Source organism: Luteimicrobium sp. NPDC057192 (assembly GCF_042670205.1).
Classification (GTDB): domain Bacteria; phylum Actinomycetota; class Actinomycetes; order Actinomycetales; family Cellulomonadaceae; genus Luteimicrobium.
The window spans coordinates 1-26089 of sequence record NZ_JBHUWD010000037.1 but is presented as its reverse complement, the minus strand read 5'-3'; the positions used below and the strand labels follow the sequence as shown (position 1 = coordinate 26089).

Annotated in this window: 31 protein-coding genes; 11 read left to right on the top strand and 20 right to left on the bottom strand. The window is 74.9% G+C overall.

Annotated elements, in window-relative coordinates:
- The first annotated feature begins 49 nt into the window (after positions 1-49).
- Both ACFT5B_RS16200 and ACFT5B_RS16195 read left to right on the top strand, forming a co-directional pair.
- Positions 50-709: a potassium channel family protein gene (locus ACFT5B_RS16200; protein WP_386800118.1), complete on the top strand. Its 660-nt coding sequence runs from the start codon at positions 50-52 to the stop codon at positions 707-709.
- Positions 709-1470 carry a potassium channel family protein gene (locus tag ACFT5B_RS16195; protein WP_386800080.1) on the top strand — a complete coding sequence of 254 codons (762 nt, stop codon included), beginning with the start codon at positions 709-711 and terminating at the stop codon, positions 1468-1470. The genes ACFT5B_RS16200 and ACFT5B_RS16195 overlap by 1 nt, the downstream gene beginning before the upstream one ends.
- On the opposite strand, the gene ACFT5B_RS16190 is transcribed toward ACFT5B_RS16195, so the two are convergent.
- From ACFT5B_RS16190 to dut, 4 genes are all read right to left on the bottom strand, one after another.
- The gene (locus ACFT5B_RS16190; protein WP_386800079.1) at positions 1406-2242 is read right to left on the bottom strand and encodes a DUF3159 domain-containing protein; all 837 of its coding nucleotides are present in this window, start codon (positions 2240-2242) and stop codon (positions 1406-1408) included. The genes ACFT5B_RS16195 and ACFT5B_RS16190 overlap by 65 nt on opposite strands.
- Entirely contained in the window at positions 2232-2600 is a 369-nt protein-coding gene (locus ACFT5B_RS16185; protein ID WP_386800077.1) for an OB-fold nucleic acid binding domain-containing protein, read from the bottom strand. The genes ACFT5B_RS16190 and ACFT5B_RS16185 overlap by 11 nt, the downstream gene beginning before the upstream one ends.
- Positions 2600-3352: a DUF3710 domain-containing protein gene (locus tag ACFT5B_RS16180; RefSeq protein WP_386800075.1), complete on the bottom strand. Its 753-nt coding sequence runs from the start codon at positions 3350-3352 to the stop codon at positions 2600-2602. The genes ACFT5B_RS16185 and ACFT5B_RS16180 overlap by 1 nt, the downstream gene beginning before the upstream one ends.
- 91 nt (positions 3353-3443) lie before the next feature.
- On the bottom strand, positions 3444-3920 hold the full coding sequence (dut, locus tag ACFT5B_RS16175; RefSeq protein WP_386800074.1) for a dUTP diphosphatase: 477 nt from the start codon (positions 3918-3920) through the stop codon (positions 3444-3446).
- Between the two features lie 100 nt (positions 3921-4020).
- Between dut and ACFT5B_RS16170 the strand changes: the two genes are divergently transcribed.
- The gene (locus ACFT5B_RS16170) at positions 4021-4572 is read left to right on the top strand and encodes a DUF3093 family protein (RefSeq protein WP_386800072.1); all 552 of its coding nucleotides are present in this window, start codon (positions 4021-4023) and stop codon (positions 4570-4572) included.
- 104 nt (positions 4573-4676) lie between these two features.
- On the opposite strand, the gene ACFT5B_RS16165 is transcribed toward ACFT5B_RS16170, so the two are convergent.
- Positions 4677-4979, bottom strand: coding sequence for a DUF4193 domain-containing protein (locus ACFT5B_RS16165; RefSeq protein ID WP_386800070.1), 303 nt, complete (start codon positions 4977-4979; stop codon positions 4677-4679).
- Positions 4980-5219: 240 nt separating this feature from the next.
- Positions 5220-5882 (bottom strand): trimeric intracellular cation channel family protein, encoded by a 663-nt coding sequence (locus ACFT5B_RS16160; RefSeq protein WP_386800068.1) that lies wholly within the window; start codon positions 5880-5882, stop codon positions 5220-5222.
- A 173-nt stretch (positions 5883-6055) separates the two neighbouring features.
- Here ACFT5B_RS16160 and sepH point away from each other — a divergent pair, with 173 nt between their 5' ends.
- Entirely contained in the window at positions 6056-7330 is a 1275-nt protein-coding gene (gene sepH / locus ACFT5B_RS16155) for a septation protein SepH (protein ID WP_386800066.1), read from the top strand.
- Between the two features lie 159 nt (positions 7331-7489).
- Here sepH and ACFT5B_RS16150 read toward each other — a convergent pair whose 3' ends face one another.
- The 5 genes from ACFT5B_RS16150 to ACFT5B_RS16130 all read right to left on the bottom strand — a co-directional run bounded on the left by ACFT5B_RS16150 (position 7490) and on the right by ACFT5B_RS16130 (position 13075).
- A complete protein-coding gene (locus tag ACFT5B_RS16150) occupies positions 7490-8134 on the bottom strand; it encodes a thymidine kinase (protein WP_386800064.1) in 645 nt (214 codons plus the stop codon).
- A gap of 31 nt (positions 8135-8165) precedes the next feature.
- Positions 8166-9365 (bottom strand): alkaline phosphatase family protein, encoded by a 1200-nt coding sequence (locus ACFT5B_RS16145; protein ID WP_386800062.1) that lies wholly within the window; start codon positions 9363-9365, stop codon positions 8166-8168.
- Positions 9365-9943, bottom strand: a complete 579-nt coding sequence (locus tag ACFT5B_RS16140; protein ID WP_386800060.1) for a DUF5998 family protein — start codon at positions 9941-9943, stop codon at positions 9365-9367. Before ACFT5B_RS16140 ends, ACFT5B_RS16145 begins: the two co-directional genes overlap by 1 nt.
- 78 nt (positions 9944-10021) lie before the next feature.
- Positions 10022-12790 carry a GNAT family N-acetyltransferase gene (locus ACFT5B_RS16135; RefSeq protein WP_386800058.1) on the bottom strand — a complete coding sequence of 923 codons (2769 nt, stop codon included), beginning with the start codon at positions 12788-12790 and terminating at the stop codon, positions 10022-10024.
- A 9-nt stretch (positions 12791-12799) separates the two neighbouring features.
- Positions 12800-13075: a helix-turn-helix domain-containing protein gene (locus ACFT5B_RS16130; RefSeq protein WP_386800056.1), complete on the bottom strand. Its 276-nt coding sequence runs from the start codon at positions 13073-13075 to the stop codon at positions 12800-12802.
- Positions 13076-13154: 79 nt separating this feature from the next.
- Here ACFT5B_RS16130 and map point away from each other — a divergent pair, with 79 nt between their 5' ends.
- Positions 13155-13925, top strand: a complete 771-nt coding sequence (map, locus tag ACFT5B_RS16125; RefSeq protein ID WP_386800054.1) for a type I methionyl aminopeptidase — start codon at positions 13155-13157, stop codon at positions 13923-13925.
- 144 nt (positions 13926-14069) lie between these two features.
- Here the strand turns inward: map and ACFT5B_RS16120 are convergent, their stop codons facing one another.
- A complete protein-coding gene (locus tag ACFT5B_RS16120) occupies positions 14070-14438 on the bottom strand; it encodes a VOC family protein (protein WP_386800052.1) in 369 nt (122 codons plus the stop codon).
- A 72-nt stretch (positions 14439-14510) separates the two neighbouring features.
- Here ACFT5B_RS16120 and ACFT5B_RS16115 point away from each other — a divergent pair, with 72 nt between their 5' ends.
- The 3 genes from ACFT5B_RS16115 (at position 14511) to ACFT5B_RS16105 (ending at position 18248) form a co-directional block, all read left to right on the top strand.
- Positions 14511-14975, top strand: a complete 465-nt coding sequence (locus tag ACFT5B_RS16115) for a MarR family winged helix-turn-helix transcriptional regulator (RefSeq protein ID WP_386800050.1) — start codon at positions 14511-14513, stop codon at positions 14973-14975.
- A 56-nt stretch (positions 14976-15031) separates the two neighbouring features.
- Entirely contained in the window at positions 15032-17566 is a 2535-nt protein-coding gene (locus ACFT5B_RS16110) for a DNA topoisomerase (ATP-hydrolyzing) subunit A (protein WP_386800048.1), read from the top strand.
- A 115-nt stretch (positions 17567-17681) separates the two neighbouring features.
- The gene (locus ACFT5B_RS16105) at positions 17682-18248 is read left to right on the top strand and encodes a potassium channel family protein (protein WP_386800046.1); all 567 of its coding nucleotides are present in this window, start codon (positions 17682-17684) and stop codon (positions 18246-18248) included.
- A gap of 5 nt (positions 18249-18253) precedes the next feature.
- Here ACFT5B_RS16105 and ACFT5B_RS16100 read toward each other — a convergent pair whose 3' ends face one another.
- The 3 genes from ACFT5B_RS16100 to ACFT5B_RS16090 are packed head-to-tail and all read right to left on the bottom strand — an operon-like array spanning position 18254 to position 20116.
- Complete coding sequence (locus tag ACFT5B_RS16100; protein WP_386800044.1) at positions 18254-18820, bottom strand: TOPRIM nucleotidyl transferase/hydrolase domain-containing protein; 567 nt, start codon at positions 18818-18820, stop codon at positions 18254-18256.
- Positions 18821-18825: 5 nt separating this feature from the next.
- A complete protein-coding gene (locus tag ACFT5B_RS16095; protein ID WP_386800042.1) occupies positions 18826-19254 on the bottom strand; it encodes a PPOX class F420-dependent oxidoreductase in 429 nt (142 codons plus the stop codon).
- A 58-nt stretch (positions 19255-19312) separates the two neighbouring features.
- Positions 19313-20116 (bottom strand): lysoplasmalogenase, encoded by an 804-nt coding sequence (locus ACFT5B_RS16090; protein ID WP_386800040.1) that lies wholly within the window; start codon positions 20114-20116, stop codon positions 19313-19315.
- Positions 20117-20281: 165 nt separating this feature from the next.
- Here ACFT5B_RS16090 and ACFT5B_RS16085 point away from each other — a divergent pair, with 165 nt between their 5' ends.
- Entirely contained in the window at positions 20282-20668 is a 387-nt protein-coding gene (locus ACFT5B_RS16085; RefSeq protein WP_386800038.1) for a VOC family protein, read from the top strand.
- Positions 20669-20686: 18 nt separating this feature from the next.
- Here the strand turns inward: ACFT5B_RS16085 and ACFT5B_RS16080 are convergent, their stop codons facing one another.
- The 3 genes from ACFT5B_RS16080 to ACFT5B_RS16070 are packed head-to-tail and all read right to left on the bottom strand — an operon-like array spanning position 20687 to position 23621.
- Positions 20687-21760 (bottom strand): GNAT family N-acetyltransferase, encoded by a 1074-nt coding sequence (locus tag ACFT5B_RS16080; protein WP_386800036.1) that lies wholly within the window; start codon positions 21758-21760, stop codon positions 20687-20689.
- Between the two features lie 44 nt (positions 21761-21804).
- Positions 21805-22911, bottom strand: coding sequence for a sensor histidine kinase (locus ACFT5B_RS16075; protein WP_386800116.1), 1107 nt, complete (start codon positions 22909-22911; stop codon positions 21805-21807).
- 20 nt (positions 22912-22931) lie between these two features.
- Positions 22932-23621, bottom strand: coding sequence for a response regulator transcription factor (locus ACFT5B_RS16070; protein ID WP_386800034.1), 690 nt, complete (start codon positions 23619-23621; stop codon positions 22932-22934).
- Positions 23622-23708: 87 nt separating this feature from the next.
- Here ACFT5B_RS16070 and ACFT5B_RS16065 point away from each other — a divergent pair, with 87 nt between their 5' ends.
- Together ACFT5B_RS16065 and ACFT5B_RS16060 are read left to right on the top strand one after the other, a co-directional pair.
- Positions 23709-24416 carry a M15 family metallopeptidase gene (locus ACFT5B_RS16065; protein WP_386800032.1) on the top strand — a complete coding sequence of 236 codons (708 nt, stop codon included), beginning with the start codon at positions 23709-23711 and terminating at the stop codon, positions 24414-24416.
- On the top strand, positions 24413-25027 hold the full coding sequence (locus ACFT5B_RS16060; protein WP_386800030.1) for a VanZ family protein: 615 nt from the start codon (positions 24413-24415) through the stop codon (positions 25025-25027). Before ACFT5B_RS16065 ends, ACFT5B_RS16060 begins: the two co-directional genes overlap by 4 nt.
- 94 nt (positions 25028-25121) lie before the next feature.
- Here the strand turns inward: ACFT5B_RS16060 and ACFT5B_RS16055 are convergent, their stop codons facing one another.
- Positions 25122-25610, bottom strand: coding sequence for a hypothetical protein (locus ACFT5B_RS16055; protein WP_386800028.1), 489 nt, complete (start codon positions 25608-25610; stop codon positions 25122-25124).
- Positions 25607-26089 (bottom strand): hypothetical protein (locus ACFT5B_RS16050; protein ID WP_386800026.1); only part of this gene is annotated, 483 nt, incomplete at its 5' end. The genes ACFT5B_RS16055 and ACFT5B_RS16050, both read right to left, overlap by 4 nt.

The following is a 26089-nucleotide window of genomic DNA, read 5'->3' as shown; positions in this document are numbered from 1 at the left end:
GGCCGGGCGCCCCGGCGCTGGTAGCGTCGCCCGTGTGCACTTCGTGATCATGGGCTGCGGGCGCGTGGGCGCCACGCTCGCCCAGTCGCTCGAGGCGAGCGGCCACTCGGTCGCCGTCGTCGACCAGAACCCCGAGTCGTTCCGCCGCCTGCCCGCCGAGTTCGACGGCAAGAAGGTCACGGGCGTCGGGTTCGACCGCGACACCCTCGTCCAGGCGGGCATCGAGGACGCGTACGGCTTCGCGGCCGTGTCCGACGGCGACAACTCCAACATCCTCGCCGCGCGCGTGGTCCGGGAGACGTACGGCGTCGAGAACGTCGTCGCCCGCATCTACGACCCGCACCGCGCCGAGATCTACCAGCGGCTCGGCATCCCCACCGTGGCGACCGTCCGCTGGACCAGCGACCAGGTGCTGCGCCGCATGCTGCCCCTCGGCGCGACCGACGAGTACCGCGACCCGTCCGGGCAGGTGCGCCTGTGCCAGCTCGACTACCACCCCGAGTGGATCGGCACCACGATGCAGCTCGTCGAGGCCGCGACGGGGACCCGGGTCGCGTACCTGTCGCGGTACGGCGACGGTGTGCTGCCCGCCCAGGACTCCGTGCTGCAGGAGAACGACGTGCTGCACCTCCTGGTGCGCAGCGACGACGTGGACCGGGTGGAGCGCGTGCTCACCCGCGCCCCCAAGACCGAGGAGCGTGAGGGCTGATGCGCGTCGTGATCGCCGGAGCAGGTTCGGTGGGGCGCTCGATCGCCCGCGAGCTCCTGGGCCACGGGCACGAGGTCACCCTGATCGACCGGCAGCCGTCCGCGATGCGGGTCTCCCAGGTCCCCGACGCCGACTGGCTCCTCGCCGACGCGTGCGAGCTGCCCACCCTCACCCAGGCGCGCGTGGACGAGTGCGACGTCATCGTCGCCGCCACCGGGGACGACAAGGCCAACCTCGTGGTGTCCCTGCTCGCCAAGACCGAGTACGGGGTCCCGCGCACCGTCGCACGCGTCAACAACCCGCGCAACGAGTGGATGTTCGACGAGTCGTGGGGCGTGGACGTCGCCGTCTCGACGCCCCGGATCATGACGGCGATGGTCGAGGAGGCCGTCGCCGTCGGCGACCTCGTCCGGATCTTCACGTTCCACCAGTCCGGGGCGGACATCCTCGAGCTCACGCTCCCCGACGGGTCTCCCCTCGCCGGGCGCCGCGTCGGCTCGGTGCCGTGGCCCGACGACGTCGTCCTCGCGGCGATCGTCCGCGGCCCCCGGCCGCTCGCGCCCAGCGCCGACGACACCCTCGAGGCCGGCGACGAGCTCCTGTTCGTCGCGGGCGCCGAGGTCGACGAGGACGCCCTGCAGCGGCTCCTCGCGCCCGAGGGGGAGCTCGCCGACGGCGGCGACGTGCTGGCCGATCTCAGGCCGGTGCGGCTGCCCGACGCGCCCGGTGAGGGATCAGCACCCACGTCACCCACAGCGTGAGACCCCACAGCGGGAGCCCCATCACCAGGCGCGCGGTGCCCAGCCAACCCACCGAGTGGTCCAGGTACAGGGGCACCTGGACCGCGAGGCGCAGCCCGAACATCGCCACCCACACCCACGTGGCCAGCGCGTAGCGGCGCACCAGCTCGCGGTCGCTCCTCCACGCCGTCGGGAACGCGGGACGCGGCGGGGCGGCCTCCCGCACGGCCTCGTCGTCGCGCGGGTCCGGGGCCGAGGCCGTTGGCGCCTTGCCGCCCGCGAGCGTCGCACCGCCCAGGCCCGAGCGCAGCAGCTCCACGACGACGCCGACCGCGGGCCAGCGCACCAGGATCGTGACGACGCAGCCCACGAGGTACGCGGCGTTCGTCAGCAGGCCCACCGCGTAGTAGTTCTCGGCCCGGTGGGACGTCGCGGCCCACAGGACGCCGATCCCCACCCCCACGAGGCCGCCCAGCGCGTGCATGGGCGGGGTGCGGGCCAGCAGGCGTGCCACCACGAGGAGCACGGCCACCGCGACCGACGCCCACAGGGTCGGCGTCAGCTCGCTCGTGATCACGTACACGACCACGAACACGACGCCCGGGAGCATCGACTCGACCAGGCCGCGCACGCCGCCCACGGAGTCGAGGATCGAGAAGTCGTCGGAGGCGAGGGCGCGGACTCCCCGCGCGTCGTCGTCCGCGAGGAGTTCGGACGCGGTGGCGCCCGCGAGGCCCTCGGAGCCCTGCGGCGCGCTCACGTCGCCGGGGACCCCCGGGGTCTCACTCGCCATGGCGCGGACGCAGCTCGTAGCGCGGGTTGAACACCGTCGGCCGCCCCCCGGACAGGCTCACGAGCCCCTCGGCGCGCAGCCGCGCGCCTGGCTCGATGCCCGCGATGCGCCGGCGGCCCAGCCACACCAGGTCCAGGGAGCCCGTGCCGTCGAACAGCTCGGCCGCGAACGCGGGCACACCCTCACGGGGGCGCAGCGTCACCGACCGGACCACGCCCGAGACCTGCGCGCGCCGACGGTCCGGGAGCGTCCCGATCGCCCGGCAGCCCGACTGGCGCGAGGCCTCGTCACGCTCCTCGTCGGCCGCGATCTCGTCGCGCGACGCGAGCGCGTCCTTCCACGCGGTGCGCACGCCCATCAGCGGATCTCCGTGATCTCGGGGCCGCGCTCGAGGGGGTTGAAGCCCCCCGCCGGCGGCTGCGTGTGGCCGGCCGCCGCCTCGTCGCTCTCCGCGTCGCCGTCGGCCTCGGGCTGGGCGGGCGGCGTCAGCTCGAGGACGTCGCGCGGCGGGCGCGCCTGGTCGCCGCGCACCACCACGGTGTTCGCGAAGATGAACTCGAGCGTCGTCGCCGCCTCCGGCTCGACCGCGGCACGACCGGTGATCACGCCCCGCAGGAACCAGCGCGGGCCGTCGACCCCGAGGAAGCGCGCAGGCCGGAATCCCGTGCGGCCGTCGGCGCCCGCCACGGGCAGGCGCGCCAGCAGCTCGCGGCCGAACGGGCCGGGCACGTCGTCCGCGGCGCCGCCCTGCTGCTGCACCGACGACGCGATCTCCTCGCGGATCTCGTCCCAGATCCCCTGGGTCCGGGGCGCGGCGAACGCCTGCACCTGCAGCACCGAGCCCTCGACCGTGCACGCGACACCCGTGAACTTGCTCGTGCGGCGGTCCTGCTCGAGGCGCAGCCGCATGCCGGGAACCCCCGGCACCAGCAGGCCACCGAGGTCCAGGCGACCCGACGCGTCGTCGATCTCGGCGACGTCGAACGGCCCGGACGTCCGGGGCTCGCCCTCGCCCCCGGACGGCGCGGCGGCGTCCGCCTCCTCGCGCGCGAGGGCGCTCTTCTGGTCCTCACGGCGCTCGTCGGCCGTGGCCCGTCGGAAAAGCCCCACGTTGATCTCCTCGTCAGTACGCGTCGGACGCGCGCGGCGGTCGCCCGCGCCCGGTTTCCACAGTAGTCCCGCAGCCTGAGGGCGGCGGACGTCAGGGGGTGGGAGCGCCGGTGCCGCCGAAGCCGCCCGACGACCCGAACCCGCCGTCGCCGCGATGCGACCCCGGCAGGCGCTCCGCCTCCACGAACCGCACCCGCTCGACCCGCTGCACCACGAGCTGCGCGACCCGGTCGCCGCGGCGCAGGGTGATGGGCTCGGTGCGGTCCGTGTTGAGCAGCGTGACCTTGATCTCGCCCCGGTAGCCCGCGTCGACCGTGCCGGGCGCGTTCACGACCGTCAGCCCGTGCTTGGTCGCCAGACCAGAACGGGGGTGCACGAACGCCGCATACCCGTCCGGGAGCGCGATCGCGATGCCCGTGGACACCAGCGCCCGCTCCCCCGGCCCCAGCTCGACGTCCTGCGTCGTCACCAGGTCGGCGCCCGCGTCCCCCGGGTGCGCGTAGGACGGCAGGGGGACGCCGTCGTCGAGACGCTGGAGCAGGACGTCGGTCACCTCGGAGCTGGACACGAGGCGTGAGCCTAGTTGCTCCGCACCGGCCGGTCCACGCGCGCGTCCGGGACCCGACCCCGTGCCACGAGGGCCCTCGCGCGGATGGCATCCTGGTGCCATGCCGGAGCCCACGTCCCCGACCGCGCCCTCCGCCACGTTCCGCGAGCGTCTGTGGCCCGGGGCCGGCTCTCTCGTCGCCGCCGCGTGCCTCGGCCTCGTGCTCGGCCTGACCCTGTGGCTCGTCTCCGAGACCTGGGCCGTCGTGGTCGGGATCGTGGCCGCCGTCGTCCTCGTCGCGGCCCTGTGGGCGACCTCGCCCGTGGTCGCGGTCGGCACCGGCCCCGACGGCGCCCCCTGGCTCTGGGCGGGCAAGGCCCGCATCCCCGTCGCGCTCCTCGCCGCCCCGCGCGCGCTCGACGCCGCGGCGCTGCGCGTCGAGCTCGGCCCCGGCTCCGACGCCCGCACCTTCGCGTGCCTGCGGCCCTGGGTCCGCACCGCCGTGCACGTGCAGGTCGTCGACCCGCAGGACCCGACCCCCGGGTGGCTCGTGGGGTCGCGGCGGGCCGCCGACCTCGAATCGGCGCTCCGGGCCGCGGGCGCGGCGCCCGCCCCGGCCGCCGCCGACGGCACCGTCGACGCCGACGGGACCGACGACGCCGGCACCGCCTGACGCGGGACACCGGAAAAAAGAGAACGGCTGCCACCCCGTGGGGTGACAGCCGTGACCGAGCGAGGCTCGGCCGTGCCGACGGGGCGCGCCCCCCGGCCCTCAGGTCAGGCGGCGCACTCCGTGCACACCGGCTGGCCGTCCTTCGTGGTGTACGCGAGCTGCGAGCGGTGGTGCACGAGGAAGCAGCGCGAGCACGTGAACTCGTCTGCCTGGCGCGGGAGCACGCGGACGGACAGCTCTTCGCCGGAAAGGTCGGCGCCCGGGAGCTCGAAGCCCTCCGCGGCCTCGGTCTCGTCCTCGTCCACAACCCCCGAGCTCTTGTCGGACCGGCGCGCCTTGAGCTCCTCGAGGGAGTCCTCGGACATCTCGTCGTCGGTCTTGCGCGGGGCGTCGTAGTCAGTTGCCATCGGTGGGGTCACACTCCGGTCGATCGTCGGACGTTGCGTGCCTGGTGGTCGGGGGTCACCGACCGGCCGGACACTGCGCGTTCAATGCACTTGCGACCGGTTTCATTCCCGGTCGGCGAAGGGTGATTCAACACCATGCGATGGGTGCGCGCAGCCTGGAACGGGCCAGGAGGTCCGTAGTGTGGCGGACTTCACCCGCGGAAGCGTATCGGTGCAGGTCAGAACGGTGCGCGCGGCCCGTCACCTCGGGCGACGACCGCCGTTCCACGGACCGGGCCACGCGGCCTGCGCGGCGTCGGGCAGGACCCAGCCCCGCCACAGGGACAGCAGGCGGAACGCGATGATGCCCAGGGCGACCAGCGTCGCCGACCACGCCGTGAGCCACCCCGCGTGCCAGAGGAGCACGGTCGCGCCCGCCCCGGCCAGCGCCGGCACGGCGTACAGCTGACGGTCCTGCAGGACGAGCGGGACCTCGCCCGTGAGGACGTCGCGCAGCACCCCGCCCCCGATCCCGGTGAGAGTCCCGACGATCACGGAGGCGAGCATCCCGACGTCGTACTGCAAGCCCTTGGTGGTGCCGACGATGACGAACAGGCCGAGCGCGCCGGCGTCGAGGACGACGATGGCCCGGCGCATACGCGCGATGCCCGGGTGGAAGAACCAGATGGCGACCCCCGACAGCAGCGCGGTCCCGACGAGGACCGGGTCGGTGATGCCCACGGGCGGCGTCGCACCGATGAGGACGTCACGGAGCATCCCGCCGCCGAGCCCCGCCGTCCCGGCCAGCACGAGGACGCCGAACACGTCGAGGTGCTTGCGCACCGCCGACAGCCCGCCCGAGAGTGCTGCGAAGAACACGCCCGCGATCTCGAGGGCGGGTTCGGCGTGCAGGACGCCGGTCACGTGCCGATCATCCCAGCGCCGGGTCCGCGGCGGCGACCGCGGGACCCGTGCCGGAGTCGCGGCGCACCGGGGCCGCCTGCGGCGGCTTCCGGGGTCCAGGTGGCACGCTCGGGGGGACGGCAGCCGAGTCGAGTCGTGCCGGCCTAGTACGGTCGGGGCTGACGGGAGGCGTGATGAACGAGCTGAACCTGGTGGGACTGCACGAGGACGGGGAGAGCCTCGTCCTGGCCGGCCCCATGGGCGAGCGGTACACGGTGCGTATCGACGACGCGCTGCGCGCCGCCGTGCGCCGCGACCGGCCCCAGCTCGAGCAGCTGCGCGCGTCGCAGACGGCGAGCCTGCCCGTGCGTGAGATCCAGGCCCGCATCCGCGCCGGCGCGACGGCCGAGGAGGTCGCCGCCGAGGCGGGGGTGCCGGTCGAGCACGTGCGCCGGTACGAGGGCCCGGTGCTCGCCGAGCGCGAGCACGTCGTGGACCGGGTGCGCGCGACGCGGCTGGGCGACGCGGACGCGCCGACGCTCGCCGACCTGGTCGCCGACCGGCTGGCGTCGCGCGACGTCGACCCCGAGGCCGTGGCCTGGGACGCCGCGCGCGACCCGTCGGGCACCTGGCGCGCGACGGCGCGCTTCGCTGCCGGCGGCGCCGACCGGACCGCGACCTGGGCGTACGACGCGTCCTCGCGCGAGGTCCGCGCGCTCGACGACGAGGCGAGGTGGCTGTCGGAGAACGAGGTCGGGGTCCCCCGCACCGGCGTGAGCGACGACGACGTCCAGTCGGCCGTGCGCCCGGTCCTGTCGGCCGTCGACGGGCTCCTCGACCGCGGGCACGACCCGCGCCGCCCCCGAGACGCCGCGGCCACCGACGCGCTGCTCGACGACCTGGGGCGCCGGCGCGGGACCCGCACGCCCGACGTCGTCGAGGACGACTTCGAGGGCTTCGGGCCGCTGCGGGACGAGCCGCACCCGGCCGGTTCGCGCGGCGACCGTCGCCATGACGGTGGCGCGCGCTCCGCCCACGACGACGGGCCGGGCGACCTCGTCGAGCAGGCCGAGGCAGCCGAGCGCGACGAGCACGCCGACGAGCACCAGGACGGCGGTCACGACGAGCGTCGCGGCCGCCGCGGGAAGCGGCAGCGGCACGGCCACGAGCGGGTCCCGGTCACCGACCGGGTGAGCGTCGCGGACGTCGTCGCGCTCCCCTTCCCCGCCCGCGATGCGCACGACGACGACGCGGACGAGCTCGCCGAGGGCGATCGGGTCGACGGCGCGAGCGACAGCGGGCACGACGACGCCCCCGCCGCGCACGAGACACACGAGACGCCCGACGAGCCCGACCTCGAGCCCGCAGGTGCCGGGCGCGGCGAGCGGAGGCCGTCCTCGTCGCGCAAGCAGCGCGCCAAGATGCCGTCGTGGGACGAGATCATGTTCGGCTCGCGCACCGACGCCTGACCTCTCCCGCGAACCAGGCCCCCCGGGGTACTCACGAAGTAGACGGGCAGCCGGGGTACCCCACGAAGTAGACCGGCCGCCGGGGTACCTCACGAAGTAGACCGGCGGCCCGTCTACTTCGCGGTGGGCGTGGAGCAGGTGGGGTGGGCGGCCGCTCCCTCAGGTCAGGTCGAGGGTGTCCCCTGGGCCGGAGCGCGCGCTCGCGGTCGCGAGGGTCATGCGCCGAGCGTGGTGGCGCCGGCACAGCACCTCGTACGCGACGGTGCCGACCTGGGCGCCCACGTCCCCGACGACGACCTGCTCCCCCTCGACGACCATCCGCCCGTCGACGGTGCGGGCGTTGTGGGTGGCCCGCGCGCCGCACCAGCACAGCGCGGGGACCTGCAGCGTCTCGACGCGGTCGGCGAGCTCCACGAGCCGCGCCGAGCCCGGGAACAGGCGGGTGCGGAAGTCCGACAGGATCCCGAACGCGTACACGTCGATCCCGGCCTCGTCGACGAGCCGGGCGAGCTGCTCGACCTGCTCCGGCCCGTAGAACTGCGCCTCGTCGCACACGAGGTAGTCGACGTGCCCGGTGCGCGACCGCGCGTCGGACACGACGGCCCAGAAGTCGGTGGCGTCGTCGACCTCGTCGGCGTCGACCTCGAGGCCCAGCCGCGACGACAGGCGCGCCTGCCCGGCCCGGTCGTTCCGCGTGAACAGCAGCCCGTGCCGGCCGCGTGAGGAGTGGTTGTGGTGGGTCTGCAGCGCGAGCGTGGACTTGCCGGAGTCCATGGTGCCGCTGAAGAAGACGAGCTCGGCCACGGGTGGTGCCTTCCTACCGGGTGGTCAGGGGTCAGGTGTGCTCGACGACGAGGGGGATCCGCATCTCGGCCGGCGTGAGCGAGCCGTGCATCCCGACCAGCGTGAGGCTCGCTGCCGTCTGGGTGCGCGAGTCGACGACGCTCGCGCGCCCCGTGGCGGCCACGACGACGTCCCCGATCACGGGCAGCGCGTGCGGGGCGACGTCACCGAACAGGCCCGCGGCGACCACGTCCTCGCGCACGCCGACGAGCGCCGCGTCGCCGAGGTGCTCCGACCACCGTGCCGCGACCGCGCGAGGGTCGGCGCCGGGCTCGAGGTACAGGTGGCTCGCGCGCGGCTCGCCGCCGACGAGCGCGACGTCGGCCCGCAGGACCGGGTCGGTCGCGACGTCCCAGCGTCGGGTGGGGTCGACGTCGACCATGCCGTGGTCGGCGGTCACGACGAGCAGCGTCCCGGCGGGCAGCGACCGGGCGAGGAGCGACAGCTCGGCGTCGAGCTCCTCGACCGCGTGCCCCCACGCCGCCGACCGCCAGCCCTCGTGGTGCCCGACCTTGTCGACGTCGCCCCAGTACAGGTAGACGAGCCCGGGCGAGCGCAGCGCACGGGCGGCGACGCTCACCCGGTCGCCGAGCCGCTCGGCGGGCACGTAGGCGCCGCCACGCAGCGCGGCGACCGTCATGCCGGACCCCGCGAACCGCGCCGGCCCCACCGACGTCACGGGCAGCCCGCCCGACGCCGCCACCTCCAGCCGCGGCGTCTCGCGCTGCCAGGTGCGGGGGTCGGGGGCGCCGTCCCACGAGACGAGGCCGACGAGCCGCTGGGAGGCGGGGTCGCGGACCGTGTACCCCAGCATGGCGGTCCGGCCGGGCGCCGCGCCCGTGCCGAACGTGCCGATCGCTGCCGCCGTCGTCGAGGGGTAGGTGGTCGTGAGGGGACGCGCGGCGGCCGGGTCGCTCAGCCGCGGGCGCAGGAACGAGGCGTGCCCGGCGCGCTCGCGCAGGTTCTCCCACCCGAGCCCGTCGACCAGGACGACGCACGCGCGCGTCGCGGCCGGCAGCCCGAGGCGCGCCGTCGCGGACGCGTCACCCCCCGGGGCGCCGAGCGCCCCGAGCACGCCCGGCAGGACGGCGTCCAGGCCCGTGGCGCCGTACGCGGGGGCGACGAACGTGGCGTGCTCGCCGGCGTCGTCGCCGGCCGCGAGCGCGGTCAGGACCGGGAGGAGGTCCGCCATCAGCGGGCGGTCGCCGTGGACAGGACGCGCGCGAACTTCGCCGCGCGCTGCACGGCCTTGGCGCCGTCGGCCTCCGCGCTGATCCGGACGACGAGGTCGTCGGGCACGAGCGCGCCCGTCAGCCCGTGGTCGGCCTCGCACGTCGGGTCCGCGCACTGCGCAGGCTCGAGGTCCACGCGCTGCACGGCGCCCCACCCGATCGACAGGGTGAGCTCGGACGGCGTCTGGCCGGACTTGTGGGCGTCGGGACGGGTGACGACGTGCGTGAGCGCGACCGACCGCACCGCGTCCAGCGGCACGGCCTCGGACGTCGCGACGGCGCTCGCCGCGGGGTGCTCCGAGTCGGCGGGGTGGTCGTCGACGTGGACCGTGACGAACCGGGTCGGCGTGAGCGCGAGGACGGTGACGTGGCGGCGGATCTCCTCGCCGTCGAACGTGGTCTCGGCGTGCACGAGGTGGGCGACGAGGTCCTCGTCGGCGACGGCGACGTCGACCACGTCGTCGACGAGCTGCGGGTAGTAGCCGGCCCGGACGAGCTGGGCGGTGAGGTCGGAGCGGGGCGAGGAGGCTGGCGACACGCCGTCATTCTCGCACCGCCCGCCGATCCCCCACCGAAGGAGGCCTCCGCGCGGGGCACCTCGCGAGGTAGGCCGGGTCTACGTCGCGGGTCCGGAGAGCATCGGCAGGGCGCGGCGCAGCGCGTCGACGCGGCGCGGCGGCGCGACGGTCGCGCGCGCCCCGAGGACGGCCAGCCCGTGCGGCGCGACGACGACGGGAGCCAGCTCGAGGCTCGCGACCTCGGGCAGGTCGTCCGCCAGAACGGAGACCCGGCCGACGAGCTCCTCGAGCGCGTCCACGTCGACGCCGGGCGCCCCGCGGTACCCGAAGAGGCGCGGCGCCGCGCGGACCCGGCGGATCATGGCGGCGACGTCGACGTCCGTGAGCGGCGGCACGCCGTAGGCGACGTCGCCGAGCAGGTCGACCGCGTCCCCGGACAGCCCGAACGAGACCACCGGCCCGTACAGCGGGTCCTCGCCGCTGCGCACCACGCACGCGACGCCCGCCTCGGCCATGCGCTGCACCTCGAACGGCGGGTGCCCGTCGGCGAACACGCCAGGTCCGAGCCCCGCGAGGATCGTCGCGCGCAGCGACTCGAGGCCCGCGCGCACCTCGTCGTCGCCCGTCACGTCGAGCCGCACGCCGCCCAGGTCGGCGCGGTGGCGCAGGGCCTCGCTCGTCGCCTTGAGCGCGACGGGGTAGCCGAGCTCGCGAGCCGCGGCCACGGCGCCGTCGGCGTCGTGCACGGGGGTCGCGGGCCACAGCGTGATGCCGTAGCAGGCGAGCACCTCGGCGAGGTCGGCGGCGGGCAGCGGACCGGGCGCGGCGGCCTCGACGAGGTCCCGTGCCCGGTCGCGGTCGACGTCGGGGTAGGCGACGTGCGTGCCGTGGTCCTCGGCGCGCCACCGGGCGTACCGGGCGACGGCCGCCGCGGCCCAGACCGCGTCCTCGGGCGTGGAGTAGGCGGGCACGCGGTGCGCGACGCCGTCGGGCGTGGTGTGCGTGAACGCGTCGGTGAGGCCGTGGTAGCCGACAGCGCTCACGAGCGTGGGCCGGCCGCTCGTCGCGGCGCGGGCGGTGAGCTCGCCGGCTAGCCACCGCAGGTCGACGCGGACCGTCGGGACGTTGACCGCCACGACGACGTCGCACGCGCCGTCGGCGAAGACCACGTCGAGCGCGGCCCGGATCCGGTCGGGGCTCGCGTCCTCTCGCTCGACGGACGCCCGGGCCGCCACGACGAGGCCGGCGGCCTCCGCGGCGTCGGCGACCGCGGACACGAGCGACGGCGAGCTCCCGACGATCCCCACGCGGCGCCCGGCCGGCAGCGGCTGGTGCGCGAGCAGCTGGGCGAGGTCGACCATCTGGTGGGTGTTGTCGGCGCGGATCACGCCGGCCTGCCGCATGATCTCCTCGAGCGCCCGGCGGGGCACGTGCCCGCGGCGCACCGCGTGCCCGGGCGGCGCGAAGTGCCCCGACTGCCCAGCCGCCACGACGACGACCGGCTTCGCGGACGCCAGCCGCCGCGCGATCCGCGAGAACTTGCGCGGGTTGCCGATGGACTCGAGCGACAGGCACGCGACCGTGGTGGCCGGGTCCTCCGACCAGAACTGCATCATGTCGTTGCCCGACACGTCGGCGCGGTTCCCGGCCGACAGGAACGTCGAGACCCCGAGCCCGCGACGACGCACGGTCGCGAGCAGCGTCACCGCGGTGGGCGCGGACTGGCAGAACAGGCCGACGGCGCCGTCGGGCGGCGGGTCGGTCGCGAGCGATACGTCGATCCGGTGCCCGGTCGTGCGGCGCAGCAGCCCGTACGACGCGGGCCCGATGACCCGCATCCCCGCGGTGTGCGCTCGGCGGACCAGCTCGAGCTGCCGAGACAGGCCCTCGGGGCCGAGCTCCGCGAACCCGCCCGACAGCACCACGAGCCCCCGCACGCCGCGCCGGGCCAACGCGGGCACGACGCCCAGCACCGCGTCGGGAGCGAGCGCGAGGACGGCGAGGTCGTAGGGGCCGGTGGCGGTCTCGAGGCGGTCGTGGAACGCGACCCCCGGCAGCGCCTCCCCCGTCTCCCGTCCCGTCCCGACGACGTCGAACGTCGCGTCCCCCGGGCCCGCGAGCGCCCCGTCGACGACGGCGTCGGCGAAGCGGCGCTCGACGGCGTCGGCGGGGAGCCGGGTGGAGGTGACGACGAGGACGGCGTGGGCGTCGAGGAGGGTCTGCATGGAGCGGGCCTCGGCGCGGCGTTCGCGGTCGGCCATGACCTCGCGGGAGCGTTCGGTGGGGTCGAGGTCGACGCTCACGGACACGACGCCGTCGTCGACGCGCTGGGAGACGTCGTACCCGGCCTCGCGGAAGACGGCGAGCATGCGGCCGTTCTGGGGCAGGACGTCGGCGGTGAAGCGTTCGACGCCGCGTTCGCGGGCGGCGGCGGCGATGTGCTCGAGGAGGACGGAGCCGAGGCCGCGGCCCTGGTGGGCGTCGGCGATGTTGAACGCGACCTCGGCCTCGTGGGGGGCGGTGCGGTCGAAGCGGGCGACGCCGATGATCTCCTCGCCGAGGGGGGCGTCGCCGTCGTCGGTGGCGCCGTCGGTGGTGTCGGGGCCGGGCGTGGAGGCGACGGCGATGAGGGCGACGCGGTCGTGGTGGTCGACGTGGGTGAAGCGGCGCAGGTCGCGGTCGGACAGGCGCTCCATGGCGGCGAAGAACCGGAAGTACACGGACCGCTGGGACTGGCCGACGTGGAAGCGTTGGAGGGCGTCGGCGTCGGAGGGGCGGATGGGGCGCACGTGCGCGGTCGTGCCGTCGCGCAAGACGACGTCGGCCTCCCACTCCTCGGGGTAGGGCGGGGCGGCGGGCTCGCTCACACGGGCAGCCTAGAACGCCTGCGTCGTGCGTGCCGGGGTGGCGGGCGTGCTGACCTCGGACCACACGGTGTCGAGGGAGAGGTCGAGGACGGCGGCGATCGCGGCGACGGTGGAGAAGGCGGGGGTGGCGACGCGGCCGGACTCGATCTTGCGGAGGGTCTCCGGGGAGACGCCGGCCGCGAGCGCCACGTCGAGCATGGGGCGGTCGCAGCGGGCGCGGCGCAGGAGGGCGCCGAGGCGCTTGCCGCGGTCGACCTCGGCGGGGGTGAGCGGGAGCCGGACCATGGACCGATTCTAATCCCGGGATAGTATGACCGGGATAGGTATTGGCCCGCCCTGTCGCGGCCCGGAAGCGAAGGTAGCCATGATCGAGATCCTCAGCACCACCGAGCTGGACCGCGCCAGGGACACCGGCGCCCTCGTCGGCCGCATCCTGAGCACGCTGCGCGACCGCGTCCGGGTGGGCACGAACCTGCTCGAGATCGACCGGTGGACCCGCGAGATGATCGAGGACGCCGGGGCGGTGTCGAGCTACGTCGACTACGCGCCGTCGTTCGGGCGGGGGCCGTTCGGGCACTACATCTGCACGTCGGTGAACGACGCGGTGCTGCACGGGCTCCCCCACGACTACGCGCTCGCCGACGGCGACCTGCTGACCCTGGACCTCGCGGTCTCGCTGCGGGGGATCGTCGCGGACTCCGCGGTCAGCTTCGTCGTGGGGCCCACGCAGCCGCCGGCGAGCCTCGCGCTGATCCGCGCGACCGAGGAGGCCCTCGCCGCCGGGATCGCGGCCGCCCGGCCCGGGGCGCGCGTGGGCGACCTGTCGCACGCGATCGGCACCGTCCTGACGGCGGCCGGCTACCCCGTGAACACCGAGTTCGGTGGGCACGGGGTCGGGTCGACGATGCACCAGGACCCGCACGTGGTGAACATCGGCCGCCCCGGGCGCGGCTACGTGCTGCGGCCGGGGCTGCTGCTCGCGCTCGAGCCGTGGGTCATGGCGGACACGGACGAGCTCGCGGTGGACGCCGACGGCTGGACGCTGCGCAGCGCCACGGGCGCCCTGACCGCCCACAGCGAGCACACGATCGCCATCACCGAGGACGGCGCGGAGATCCTCACGCTCCGCGCGTAGCGCCCGCGCGCTACCCGGCGAACCGCCGCGAGGGCGCACGACGACGAAGCGAACCGCCGCGAGGGCGCACGACGACGCAGCGAACCGCCGCGAGGGCGCACGACGACGCAGCGAACCAGGCGCCGCACCCGGCGAACGGAGCGGTCAGGCGCGGGAGTGGGCCGTGATCACGTAGCCGTCGGGGTCCTGGAAGGCGAGCTGCAGCCCGAAGGGCCCGTCGACGGGCTCCTGGACCACGGGCGCGCCGTGGTCGACGAGCCGCACGTGCAGGCCGGGGACGTCGTCGGCGTGGAACCAGATCCCCACCCCGACCCCCAGCGGGGCGGCGTCCAGGTCGACGCCGGGGAAGGGCTCGCGCACGGCGAACGCGACGCCGTCCCCGGCCTGGAAGATCGCGGCGCCGGGGTTCGGGGCGGGCACGCGGGCGAGCCCGACGACCTCCTCGTAGAAGCGGGCCGACGCCTCGAGGTCGCGCACCTGCAGCGAGACGAAGTCGGGTCCGGTGGTGGGCATGGTGGTTCCTCTCCTCGACGATCAAGTGTCAACACACTGACACTGCCGATCCCGGCGTGTCAAACTGTTGACATGACCCCCGCGCACGGACGCACGACCGCCGAGAGCCTCGGCGTCCTCGTCAAGCAGACGCAGACCGTCCTGCACCAGCGGATGGACGACGCGCTGCGCCCCCTCGGGCTGCGCGTGCCGCAGTACGCCTGCCTCCAGGCGCTCGCCGACACCGGGGGCACCACCTCCGCCGAGCTCGCGCGCAGCGCCTTCGTCTCGCGCCAGTCGATGAACGTCCTCCTCCAGGGCCTCGAGCGGCGCGGCCTCGTGGAGCGGTCCACCGACCCCGGGCCGCGCCGCGAGCGGGCGACCGTCCTCACCCCGGCCGGGCAGGACGTCGTCGGGCGGGCCCGCGCCGCCGTCGCCGGCGTCGCGGACGCCATGGTCGCCCCGCTCGACGCGGACGACGCCGACCGCCTCCACGCGCTCCTCGTCGCCTGCCGAGACGCGCTCCTCGAGCCCGACGGCGCCGGTTCCGGCGACTGACGACCGCCCGGCGGGCCGTGCACGCCGCGTGGGCGGCGTGCGGGACAATGGCGCGCATGGCCCGTTCGTCCCGCTCCGGCTCCCGCGCCGCCGCACCCGACCCCTCCGAGCCGTACGTGGAGAACATCGTCGACATCGACGTCTCCGCCGAGATGGAGGGCTCCTACCTCGAGTACGCGTACTCGGTCATCTACTCCCGGGCCCTGCCCGACGCGCGCGACGGCCTCAAGCCGGTCCAGCGCCGCATCCTCTTCCAGATGTCCGAGATGGGCCTGCGCCCCGACCGCCCGTACGTGAAGTCGGCGCGCGTCGTCGGCGACGTCATGGGCAAGCTCCACCCGCACGGCGACGCCGCGATCTACGACGCGCTCGTGCGCCTCGCGCAGGGCTTCGCGCTGCGCCTGCCGCTCGTGGACGGGCACGGGAACTTCGGCTCGCTCGACGACGGCCCCGCCGCCCCCCGGTACACCGAGGCGCGGCCCGCTCCCCCGGCCACCGCGATGACGACGGGCCTGGACGAGGACGAGGTCGACTTCGTCCCGAACTACGACAACAAGCTCATGCAGCCCGAGGTGCTGCCCGCGGCGATCCCGAACCTGCTCGTCAACGGGGCGTCGGGCATCGCCGTGGGCATGGCCACGAACATGGCGCCGCACAACCTCGTCGAGGTCGTGGCCGCCGCGCAGCACCTCGTGGCACACCCGGACGCCGACCTCGAGGCGCTCATGCGGTTCGTGCCCGGACCGGACCTGCCGACGGGCGGCAAGATCGTCGGCCTCGAGGGCATCCGCGACGCCTACCGCACCGGGCGCGGGTCGTTCAAGACCCGCGCGACCGCCAAGACCGAGTCCCTCACACCCCGCAAGCGCGGCATCGTCGTCACCGAGCTCCCGTACATGGTCGGGCCCGAGCGCGTGATCGAGAAGGTCCGCGAGGGCGTCCAGGCCAAGAAGCTGCAGGGCATCTCCGCGATCACCGACCTCACGGACCGCGAGCACGGGCTGCGGCTCGTGATCGAGGTCAAGACGGGCTTCAACCCCGACGCCGTCCTCGAGCAGCTCTACCGGCACACGCCCATGGAGGACTCGTTCGGCATCAACAACGTCACGCTCGTCGAGGGCCAGCCCCGCACGCTCGGCCTGCGCGAGCTGCTCACCGTGTGGGTCGGGCACCGCATCGACGTCGTGCGCCGCCGGTCCCAGTTCCGGCTCGGCAAGCGCCGCGACCGCCTGCACCTGGTCGAGGGCCTGCTCCTCGCGATCGTCGACATCGACGAGATCATCGAGCTGATCCGCTCGTCCGAGGACGCCGGGATCGCCCGCACCCGCCTCATGGAGGTCTTCGACCTGTCCGAGGCGCAGGCCACCTACATCCTCGACCTGCAGCTGCGCCGCCTGACCAAGTTCAGCCGGATCGAGCTCGAGAAGGAGCAGGACGAGCTCAAGCGCGAGATCGACGAGCTCGAGGCGATCCTCGCCGACGAGCAGCGCCTGCGCGGCGTCGTCAGCGACGAGATGGGCGAGGTCGCGCGCCTGTACGGGACGCCGCGTCGCACCATCCTGCTCGACTCCGCAGGTGCGGGGGTCAGCGGGGCCACCGGCGTCGCGCCCGCTCTCGCGACGGGCCGCGGCGCCAAGGCGCCCGCGCTCAGCCTCGAGGTCGCGGACACCCCCTGCCACGTCCTGCTGTCCGCCACCGGCCTGCTCGCCCGCACGTCCGACGACGCCGCCCCCTCCCGCGAGGGCGCCCGGCACGCGCACGACGTCATCCGGTCCGTGGTCGGCGCCACCGCGCGGGCGGACGTCGGCGCCGTGACGAACCGCGGCCGCGTGGTCCGCGTGTCCGTGCTCGACCTGCCCTCGCTCCCGCCCAGCCACGGCGCACCGAGCCTGTCGGGCGGGGTGCCCGTCAGCGAGGTCGCGGCGCTCGAGTCCGGCGAGAAGGTCCTCGCGCTCGTCTCGCTCGCCCCGGGCGCCCCGACCCTCGCGCTCGGCACCAAGGCCGGCGTGGTCAAGCGCGTCACGGCCGGCGACGTCCCGAACAAGGACGTCTTCGACGTCATCGGGCTCAAGGACGGCGACGAGGTCGTGGGCGCCGCGGCCGTCTCGGACGACGACGAGCTCGTCTTCGTCTCGTCCGACGCGTCCCTGCTGCACTTCGGGGCGTCGTCGGTCCGCCCCCAGGGCCGGGCCGGCGGCGGCATGGCCGGCATCAAGCTCGCCGCAGGCGCCGACGTCGTGTTCTTCGGGACGGTCGCCGCGCACGTGCGCGACGGTGACGGCAGCAGCGAGGGGCTCGCGGGCGCCGTCGTCGTGACCGTCGCCGGGTCCTCCGACGCCCTGCCGGGCACGCAGGCCGGCTCCGCGAAGGTCACGCCGTTCGAGCTCTACCCCGGCAAGGGACGCGCGACCGGAGGCGTCCGCGCGCAGCGTTTCCTGCGCGGCGAGGACGCCCTCATCCTCGCGTGGGTCGGCGCGGCACCCGCGCGCGCGCTCGGGTCCGGGGGCCAGCCCCTCGACCTGCCCGCGCCCGACGTGCGCCGCGACGGCTCCGGCCAGCCGCTCGCCGCCCCCGTGGCCGCGGTCGGCTAACCGCCCCTCGCCGCCCCTGCCGCCGAGCGGCCCGCCCACGTGACCGGTGGGCGCGCGCGGCCCGACCCCCGCTCGTACGCTCAGGACACGCCGCGGCGACGAGGAGAGGGGCACGATGAGGCGTGACGCGCACTGGGGCGACCTGACGCGCCCGGAACGGCGCCGCCACGTCACGGCGACCGTGCTGCACGTCCTCGGGGCGTGGGCGATCACGCTCGCCGCGTACGCCGTGCTGCCGCTCGACGGGGGTTCGCGCTCGGCCGTCCGGCTGGGCTGGGCCCTGCTGCTCGTCGCGGTGCTGGTCGTCTGGGAGGTCTGGCGGATCCTCGGCGCCGGGATCCCCGCGCTGCGCGCCGTCCAGGCCCTCGGCACCATCGCCGCGGTGTTCCTCGCGACGTTCGCGTCCGCCTATCTCGCCATGTCGCACGCCGACCCGTCCCGGTTCGACGTCCCCCTCGACCACGTGAGCGCGTTCTACTTCACGACGACCGTGTTCGCGACCGTCGGGTTCGGCGACATCGCCCCCCACGACCACCTGGGCCAGGTCGTCGTGACCGTCCAGATGCTGCTCGACCTCGTCCTGCTCGGTCTGGTCGTCCGGGTCCTCGTCGCGGCCGCCCGCATGGGCCACCGTCGGCGCGGCGACAACGTCGTGCCCCCGGTCGACGGACCCGTGGGCTGACGCAATCACAGCCGGGCGAGCAGCGCCCCGAGCGGCCGCGGGACACGATCGACGTCGACGGCCTCGGCGAGCAGGCGACCGTAGCGGTGCTTGCGCCGCGCCCCGGCCCCCAGGAAGCGCCGCAGCTGTGCCAGCGGGTCACGGCCCCGCCACGTCGGCTGCCCCTGGAGCGTCCGGAACGCCCGCAGGTCGCCCTGCGCCTCGAGGAGCCGCTCGGCGCCGGCGACGCCGACGGCACGGAGCAGCTCGTCCTCGAGGTCCCGGACGCACACGAAGAAGCCTGCGTCCTCGAGCTCCGCCCGGCCCGACGGCGTCGCGACGCCGGCCTGCGCGAGCCCGCGCCGGAACACGGGCTCCTCCGCCTCGTCGCACAGCCCGACGAGCCGCAGCCCCGCGCCCGCCGGCCCGAGCCGGCGGGCTTCCCGCGCGAGCGCGTGCGCCCCGCCGATCGGCAGGACGACGACGCCCTCGGCCCCGAGGTCGTGGCCGAGACGCACGGCGAGCGCCTCGACGGCGGCCTGGTCGCTCGTGCCCTCGACCAGGATCGCCGTGCGGGTGCCCGGCGTCGGCACGGGCCTCAGCCCGCGAGCGCCCCGGACGCGACGACGCCCCCGCCGCTCACGGCGACGAAGCGCTCGGGCCGCACGGCCACGACGACGCGGACGTCGGCGTCGGGGATGGGGTACTCGTTGCCGTAGCGGACCTGGAGGGAGTGGTAGAACGACGCCTCGGCGTCGTCGGGGGTGATGGACTCGACGGTGCCGCGCAGCTCGAGGAAGCGGTACTCGTCGTCGGGGTCGGCGATCGAGAGGGCGACGCGGGGCTCGTGCTCGAGGTTCTTGAACTTCTGGCGGGTCGAGGTGTGCGTGAAGCGGAGGAGCTCGCCGTCCCACGCGAACCACATGACGCTCGACTGGGGCGAGCCGTCGGGGCGGATCGTGGCGAGGTGGGCGAACAGGGGGCGGTCGAGGAGGTCCGCGTGCGACGCGGGCAGCGTTGTCGGCATGGCGCCACCCTAGATGCGGTCGGTGCCGTGCCGCCCGACGACGGGCCGGTCCGCCGCGCTACGAGACCACGGGGCCCGGCCGGGCGCGCAGGCGGCGCGGGCCGGTGGCCCGGGCGGCGGGGACGTCGTCGGCGGACGCACGGTGCAGCACCCCGGCGGCCAGCAGGGCCTGCCCGACGGCGTACGTGGACATGACGGCGACGCCGCCCGCGGTGCCGGTGGGATGGCCGGCGAAGTGACCGAGCGCGATGAGGCCGTCGGAGACGAAGAACACCGCACCGCCGAGGGCGGCGACCGGGCCGAGCCCCGACGACAGCACGGCCATGGTCGTGAGCATCAGCCCGTAGACGACGACGGGCGCGAGCATGCTGCCGGCGTGGGGCGCGCAGATCGCGACGAGCACCCCGAACGCCACGGCGTAGCAGGCGACCGTCACCGCACGGACGCGGCGCCGGTCGGGCCAGAACGCCGTCACGTACGCGGCCTGGGCGAGCAGGAAGGAGCCGACCATGAGGAGGAACGCGTCGTCGCCGCTCGCCGCGTTCGGCAGCACGTCGCCCAGCCACGACAGGCCGAGCGCGACGAGCGCCCACCGCGTCACGCGCGCGAGGGGGCGCGTGGAGGCTGCCAGCACGACGACGGCGAGCAGCGGCATCAGCAGACCCTGCGTGACGGCAGCGAGGGTGTCGGCGTGGGTGAGGAGCGCCACGAGGTGGACGGCGAGGTCGAGCGCGTACAGCCCGCCGGGCACGACGACGCGCGCGAACGCGGCGCCGACGGCGCGGACGCCGGGCTGGGGCGTCACGGTGCGGAGCGCGTCGGGGTGGAGCGCGTCGGGGTGCTGGTCGGGGGCGGGGGTCATGGGGCTTTCCTCGTCCGGGTCGTCGTCGCCGGCACGCCGTCGTGCCGTGCGGGGAAGGCTACCCGTTGGCCGCCGGCGGTCCGCGGATCGGCCTTGCGCGCGCCGATACCGTGGTCCGATGGCACAGCTCAGGAAGGTTCAGGTCACGTTCGACTGCGCGAGCCCGTGGACCGTCGCGACGTTTGGTGCGAGGTTCTCGGCTACCGGCTCCCGACCCCGCCCGACGGCTACGCGTCGTGGGAGGAGTACGAGCTCACGCTGCCCCCCGAGCGGCGCGATGCCGACGCCGCGTGCGAGGACCCGACGGGCGCCGGTCCGCGGCTGTTCTTCCAGCGCGTGCCCGAGGGCAAGGTCGTGAAGAACCGGGTGCACCTCGACGTGCGCGTCGGCACGGGCCTGGTGGGCGCGGAGCGCCTCGCGGCCCTCGAGGCCGAGGGGGCCCGGCTCGAGGCCCTGGGCGCGTCCCGGTTCCGGCTCCTGCCCGCCGACGAGGAGAACGAATCGACGCTCGTCATGCAGGACGTCGAGGGCAACGAGTTCTGCCTGGACTGAGCGCCGCCGGAGCGCGCGTCAGACCTCGATCGACAGCATCCTCGATCCGACGGTCTTGGCGTACCCGAGGCTCGAGTACAGCCCGTACGCGCCGGTCGGGTTCTCGGTGTCGACGTCGAGCACGGCGTACTGCATCCCGTCGGCCGCGAACGCACGCATCCCCGCGGCGAGCAGCGCGGGCGCGATGTGCCGCCCCCGGTACGCGCGCCGCACGCCCAGCGTCTCCGTGTACCCGGACGTGTAGCCCTGCACGGCCCAGTCCTGCTCGGCGCGGTCCGCGAGCTGGTACCCGGCGACGAGCGCCCCGCCCGCCTCGACGTGCGCGCGCGTCTCGGCGTCGAGGCCGTCCGCGAGCGCCGGGTCCGGTGCGGGGTCGACGACGACGGAGCTCCACTGCGGCGCGAACAGCGTGCGTCCGTGGGCCCACACCTCGGGCGACTGCGGCTCGGAGCCCCAGTGGTCGCGGAACGCGTCGTTGTGCGCGAGGCGGACGGCCTCGTCGAGGTCGGGGGTCCAGGGCTGGAGGCGGAGGCCCGCGGGAAGGTCGACGACGGGGATCGGCTCGGCGAGGTCGCGGCGGAGCATCGCGTAGTAGCGGCGGGTGGCGAACCCCGCCCGCTCGTACAGGCGCCGCTCGGCCGCGGGGCCGCCGTCCTCGAGGTAGGTGAGGATCCGGCCGGGCAGGTCGTGGTCGCTCGCGGCGAGGACCTGGCGGGCGCGGCCGGTCATCCACGCGACGACGGCACGGCCGAGCCCGCGCCCGCGGCGGTCCGGGGCGACGCCGCCGTGGAGGAACACGCGCACGACGCTCTCGTCGCCGGGGCGCGCAGCGACTCCCCCGTACGCGACGATCCGGCCGTCGTCGTCGACGGCGGCGATCGTGTCGGTCGCCGGGTCCTGGCCGGGGGCGTCGTACGCCTCCTCCAGCTCGGGCAGGGAGGTCCGGAAGGGCTGGGCGTCGGCGTCCTCGGCCGCGGCGACGAGCGTGTACAGCGCGGGCGCGTCGGCGCGCTCGAGCGGACGCCAGGTGACTCCGGTGAGCTCGGGGAGGTCGAGGCGGTCCGGCGCGGCGGCCCGGTCGGTGAGAGGCATGGCCCCCACGCTAGGCGAGCCGCGCGGCGGAGGCACCAGGATTGTCAGGCGCGCCGGCGCTCGCCCGGCAGGTGCACGACGACGCGCAGGCCCCCGCCCGGCCGGGGCGCCACGGCGAGCGAGCCGCCGTGCGCGCGGGTGATGCTCTTGACGATCGCGAGCCCGAGGCCGACGCCCTCGTGGTCGGTGCGGATGCGCTCGCTCCCCCGCTGGAACCGTTCGGTGAGCGTGCCCACGAGGTCGGCGTCGAGCTCGGCGCCCGTGTTCTCGACGGTGAGGCTCACGCTCACCGGGTCCGCCCACGCGGTCCGCACCCGCACGGTGCCGCCGCCCGGGAGGTTGTGGACGATCGCGTTGTGCACGAGGTTCGTCGTGAGCTGCAGCAGCAGCGCGGGCGAGCCGAGGGTGGGCGCGGCGTCGCCGGACGTGAGGAGCTCCACCCCGCGGCGCTCGGCGAACGGCAGGAGGGTCTCGGTCGCGTCCTCGGCGAGCAGGGACAGGTCGACGGGCTCGCGCTCGAACGCGCCCTGGTCGGCCCGGCTGAGCAGCAGCAGCGCCTCGGTGAGGTCGATCGCCCGGGTATTGACCACCCGCAGACGCGCGAGGAGCGCCTCGGTGTCGCGGTCGGGGTCGTTCGCGGCGACGTCGAGCAGCGTCTGGGTGATAGCGAGCGGCGTGCGCAGCTCGTGGGACGCGTTCGCGGCGAACCGCTGCTGCTCGGCGACGAGGGCCTCGAGGCGCGCGAGCATCGCGTCGAAGCCGTCGGCGAGCTCGCGGAACTCGTCGGCGCGGCCCGGGAGCCGGATCCGGTACGACAGCGACCCGTCGGCCGCGCGGCGCGTCGCGTCGGTGATCCGGGCCAGCGGCGCGAGCACCCGGCCCGCGAGGAACCACCCGCCGACCAGGCCGAACACGAGCAGCAGCGCCAACATGAGCGTGGCCTTGGGCGCGAAGGCCGACCACAGGTCGGAGCGCCCCGGGATGAACAGGTCCGGGCGTCCCCGTCCGCCGGGCGCGAGCTTCGAGGGGACGACGACCGCCTGGTCCGGCACGTAGCGCAGCAGGAACACCAGGACGACGGCGATCAGCCCGATGCCCGCGATCATGAGGAAGCCCGCGTAGCTGAGCGTGAGCTTGAGGCGGACGCTCAGCCCCGGACGCCGTCGGGCGCTCACCCCCGCTCCCCCGCCACGCCGCCCGCGCCAGCCTCGATCCGGTACCCGACGCCCGGCACGGTCGCGATGAGCCACGGCTCGCCGAGCCGCTTGCGCAGCGCCGAGACCGTGATGCGGACGGCGTTGGTGAACGGGTCGGCGTTCTCGTCCCACGCCCGCTCCAGCAGCTCCTCCGAGCTGACGACGCCGCCGCCCGCCCCCACCAGCACCTCGAGCACGGCGAACTGCTTGCGGGTCAGCGCGACGTACCGGCCGTCGCGGTAGACCTCCCGGCGGAACGGGTCGAGCCGCAGGCCCGCGAGCTCCAGCACGGGCGGGCGGTGGTGCGCCCGGCGCCGGTCCAGCGCCCGCAGCCGCAGCACCAGCTCGCGCAGCTCGAACGGCTTGGTGAGGTAGTCGTCGGCACCGAGCTCGAAGCCCGACGCCTTGTCGTCGAGGCGGTCCGCGGCCGTGAGCATGAGGATCGGCATCCCGCTCCCCGACGCCACGATGCGGCGCGCGACCTCGTCGCCCGACGGCCCGGGGATGTCCCGGTCCAGCACCGCGATGTCGTACGCGTTGACCGCCAGCAGCTCGAGCGCGGTGTCACCGTCGCCCGCGACGTCCGACGCGATCGCCTCCAGGCGCAGCCCGTCGCGGACGGCCTCGGCCAGCAGGGGCTCGTCCTCGACGATCAGCACACGCATGGGCACCATGCTCCCGGTCCGGACCTATCGCGCGCATATCGAAAAGCGCTTACGCCCTCGCAACGCCCCGGTTCGTTGACTGGCGGCATGCCTTTCGTCATCACTTCGCCGCGCCGACGACACCGCCGCCTGACCGTCCTCGCCGTGTGCGCCGTCGGCGGGGCCGCGGTGGGCGGGGTCGCGGCCTACCACGCGGTCGCCGCGCCCCCCGACTCCGCCTTGGCCACCACGACGACCGTCGCGCACCTCAAGGACGCCGTCGCCCCGCCCGCGAAGAAGGCGCCCCAGCCGTCCACGGCACAGCGGGGGGACGCGCGGACCGACGAGAACGGCGGGAGCGCGGACACGGGCGACAGCGGGAGCGGCGGCGTCGTGACCGTCTTCAGCGACGACCCGACCGTCACGCACCTCGACCCTGCCCTGCGCGCCGCGCTGCAGAAGGCCGCGACCGCCGCAGCCGACGCGCGCGGGATCCGGTTCGTCGTCAACAGCGGGTGGCGGTCCGCGGAGGACCAGGCCGAGCTCCTCGATGACGCCGTGAAGAAGTACGGCTCGAAGGCCGCGGCCGAGCGGTGGGTCGCGACACCCGACACGTCCGAGCACGTCAAGGGCGAGGCAGTCGACCTCGGGCCCATGAAGGCCACCGACTGGCTCGCGCAGCACGGCGCCGCGTACGGGCTGTGCCAGGTCTACGCCAACGAGTCGTGGCACTACGAGCTGCGGCCCGCCGCCGTCCGCGACGGCTGCCCCACCATGTACGCGGACCCGACGCAGGACCCGAGGATGCAGCGGTGACCGCGGGCGCCGTCGTCGGCGGACGCGCGGACACCCGGACGCGGCCGTGGCTCGTCGCCCTGTTCGGCGTGTACCTCGTGCTGCTCGTGTGGCTGGTGCTGTGGAAGCTCGACGTCCCGTGGGTCGGCTCGGGCGCGCGGCGGACCGTCAAGCTCGTGCCGTTCGTCGCGACCGACCAGAACGGGCCCAGCAAGCCGTCCGAGGTGCTGGGGAACGTCCTGGTGTTCGTGCCGTTCGGCGTGTACCTCGGGCTGCTCGCCCCCCGACGGGCGTGGTGGTGGACGTGGGCTCGTGCGCTGGGCGTCGTGGCGCTGACGAGCGCCGCGCTCGAGGCCGCGCAGTACGTCCTGGCGGTCGGGAGCACGGACGTCAGCGACGTCCTCGCCAACACCGCCGGCGGCGTGGCTGGTCTCGTGGTCGTGGCGCTCGTCCGCCTCGTGCTCCGCGGCCGGACGGCCGCCGTGCTCACCGGGCTGTGCGCCGTCGGGACGGCGGTCGCGCTGCTTGCGACCGCCGCGTTCGTCACCTCGCCCGTGCGGTACGGGTCCGCGCCCGACGGCGCAGGGCAGCACCGGCAGCTCGACCGCCCGCCCCTGGACGCCCCGGGGTGAGTCAGTCCTGCGGAGCACCTGTCGGCACCGGCGTCTCTCCGGACTCCGGGTCGCCAACGACGCCTCCTGGTTCGGTAGGTCTTCGCCGGCCCGCTTACTCCAGCTCGCCGAGCCAGCCCGACAGGATGGCCTCCTCGACAGGTGCGACGAAGCCCTCGGCATCGACAGCCACCGGCACGAGCCGACCGAGCTCCCGAAAGAACCCAGCCCCGGATTTCGCGACCTCGCGCAGGAGGTCATCGGTCGGCACGGCAGCGCTCCGGTTGAGGTCGCCACGATCGGTGACGGTGAGCAGGGTGTGCCCCTTCCACGACATGGCCTCCGCCTTGAAGTAGATCGGCTGGTCCGGAAAGGACCGTTGTCCCAACCCGGTCCGTCGGTAGTCGTCGAGCGCATGCACCAGCAGCGGCCACAGCCAGTTCACGTCGTCCCAGAGCTCCAAGCCGAAGAGCTCGACCCCGTCGACCACGAAGCTGATGGCACCCTCGACGTAGTCGCTGTCGCCGTGGTACTCGTGTGCGTCCTCGACGCGCTCGAACGATCCGTCGTCGGACTTGATGAAGCTCACGATGTCGATCGTCATCTCTTCAATGCTCCTGGATAGAACTGACCTATACGCCCCCGGGTGACACCGACCACGTAACTCACGCCGTCGACCACCCCCTCGACCTGATCGATCCCTCCGCCGATCTCGATCAGTCTGTCGCGGTTCTGTCGCATCACCGAGCCGACGGCGTGGTGGATGTCGTCGACGGACATCGACGCGTCGAAGAACGATTGACTGGCCTTCGTCGATCCGTTCCAGTACGTCGGATGATGCCGCACGAGGAAATGCTTCATCGCGCGCCTGTCGAGCGAGAAGCTCTCCGCACCGAACTGGAAACGCTCACTGCGCCACCCCCGCAACGCGGATGCAGGGTCGGCGTGGCCGGCGGCGTTGTGGACGAGGACGGGGACGTCGCCGGCGAGGACGTAGTACGTGTGGTGGGTGTGGACGTGGATGTTGTAGACCGTGACCGCGTCGGTCTCGTCGACGGTCTCGGTCCGGACGCCGTCCAGGAC

What these genes read in the sequence shown, in the direction of transcription:
- ACFT5B_RS16200 (WP_386800118.1), top strand. Translation starts at nt 50, where the DNA reads ATGGGCTGCGGGCGCGTGGGCGCCACGCTCGCCCAGTCGCTCGAGGCG.
- ACFT5B_RS16195 (WP_386800080.1), top strand. Translation starts at nt 709, where the DNA reads ATGCGCGTCGTGATCGCCGGAGCAGGTTCGGTGGGGCGCTCGATCGCC.
- ACFT5B_RS16190 (WP_386800079.1), bottom strand. Translation starts at nt 2,242, where the DNA reads ATGGCGAGTGAGACCCCGGGGGTCCCCGGCGACGTGAGCGCGCCGCAG.
- ACFT5B_RS16185 (WP_386800077.1), bottom strand. Translation starts at nt 2,600, where the DNA reads ATGGGCGTGCGCACCGCGTGGAAGGACGCGCTCGCGTCGCGCGACGAG.
- ACFT5B_RS16170 (WP_386800072.1), top strand. Translation starts at nt 4,021, where the DNA reads ATGCCGGAGCCCACGTCCCCGACCGCGCCCTCCGCCACGTTCCGCGAG.
- ACFT5B_RS16165 (WP_386800070.1), bottom strand. Translation starts at nt 4,979, where the DNA reads ATGGCAACTGACTACGACGCCCCGCGCAAGACCGACGACGAGATGTCC.
- sepH (WP_386800066.1), top strand. Translation starts at nt 6,056, where the DNA reads ATGAACGAGCTGAACCTGGTGGGACTGCACGAGGACGGGGAGAGCCTC.
- ACFT5B_RS16145 (WP_386800062.1), bottom strand. Translation starts at nt 9,365, where the DNA reads ATGGCGGACCTCCTCCCGGTCCTGACCGCGCTCGCGGCCGGCGACGAC.
- ACFT5B_RS16130 (WP_386800056.1), bottom strand. Translation starts at nt 13,075, where the DNA reads ATGGTCCGGCTCCCGCTCACCCCCGCCGAGGTCGACCGCGGCAAGCGC.
- map (WP_386800054.1), top strand. Translation starts at nt 13,155, where the DNA reads ATGATCGAGATCCTCAGCACCACCGAGCTGGACCGCGCCAGGGACACC.
- ACFT5B_RS16120 (WP_386800052.1), bottom strand. Translation starts at nt 14,438, where the DNA reads ATGCCCACCACCGGACCCGACTTCGTCTCGCTGCAGGTGCGCGACCTC.
- ACFT5B_RS16115 (WP_386800050.1), top strand. Translation starts at nt 14,511, where the DNA reads ATGACCCCCGCGCACGGACGCACGACCGCCGAGAGCCTCGGCGTCCTC.
- ACFT5B_RS16110 (WP_386800048.1), top strand. Translation starts at nt 15,032, where the DNA reads ATGGCCCGTTCGTCCCGCTCCGGCTCCCGCGCCGCCGCACCCGACCCC.
- ACFT5B_RS16105 (WP_386800046.1), top strand. Translation starts at nt 17,682, where the DNA reads ATGAGGCGTGACGCGCACTGGGGCGACCTGACGCGCCCGGAACGGCGC.
- ACFT5B_RS16095 (WP_386800042.1), bottom strand. Translation starts at nt 19,254, where the DNA reads ATGCCGACAACGCTGCCCGCGTCGCACGCGGACCTCCTCGACCGCCCC.
- ACFT5B_RS16090 (WP_386800040.1), bottom strand. Translation starts at nt 20,116, where the DNA reads ATGACCCCCGCCCCCGACCAGCACCCCGACGCGCTCCACCCCGACGCG.
- ACFT5B_RS16080 (WP_386800036.1), bottom strand. Translation starts at nt 21,760, where the DNA reads ATGCCTCTCACCGACCGGGCCGCCGCGCCGGACCGCCTCGACCTCCCC.
- ACFT5B_RS16070 (WP_386800034.1), bottom strand. Translation starts at nt 23,621, where the DNA reads ATGCGTGTGCTGATCGTCGAGGACGAGCCCCTGCTGGCCGAGGCCGTC.
- ACFT5B_RS16065 (WP_386800032.1), top strand. Translation starts at nt 23,709, where the DNA reads ATGCCTTTCGTCATCACTTCGCCGCGCCGACGACACCGCCGCCTGACC.
- ACFT5B_RS16055 (WP_386800028.1), bottom strand. Translation starts at nt 25,610, where the DNA reads ATGACGATCGACATCGTGAGCTTCATCAAGTCCGACGACGGATCGTTC.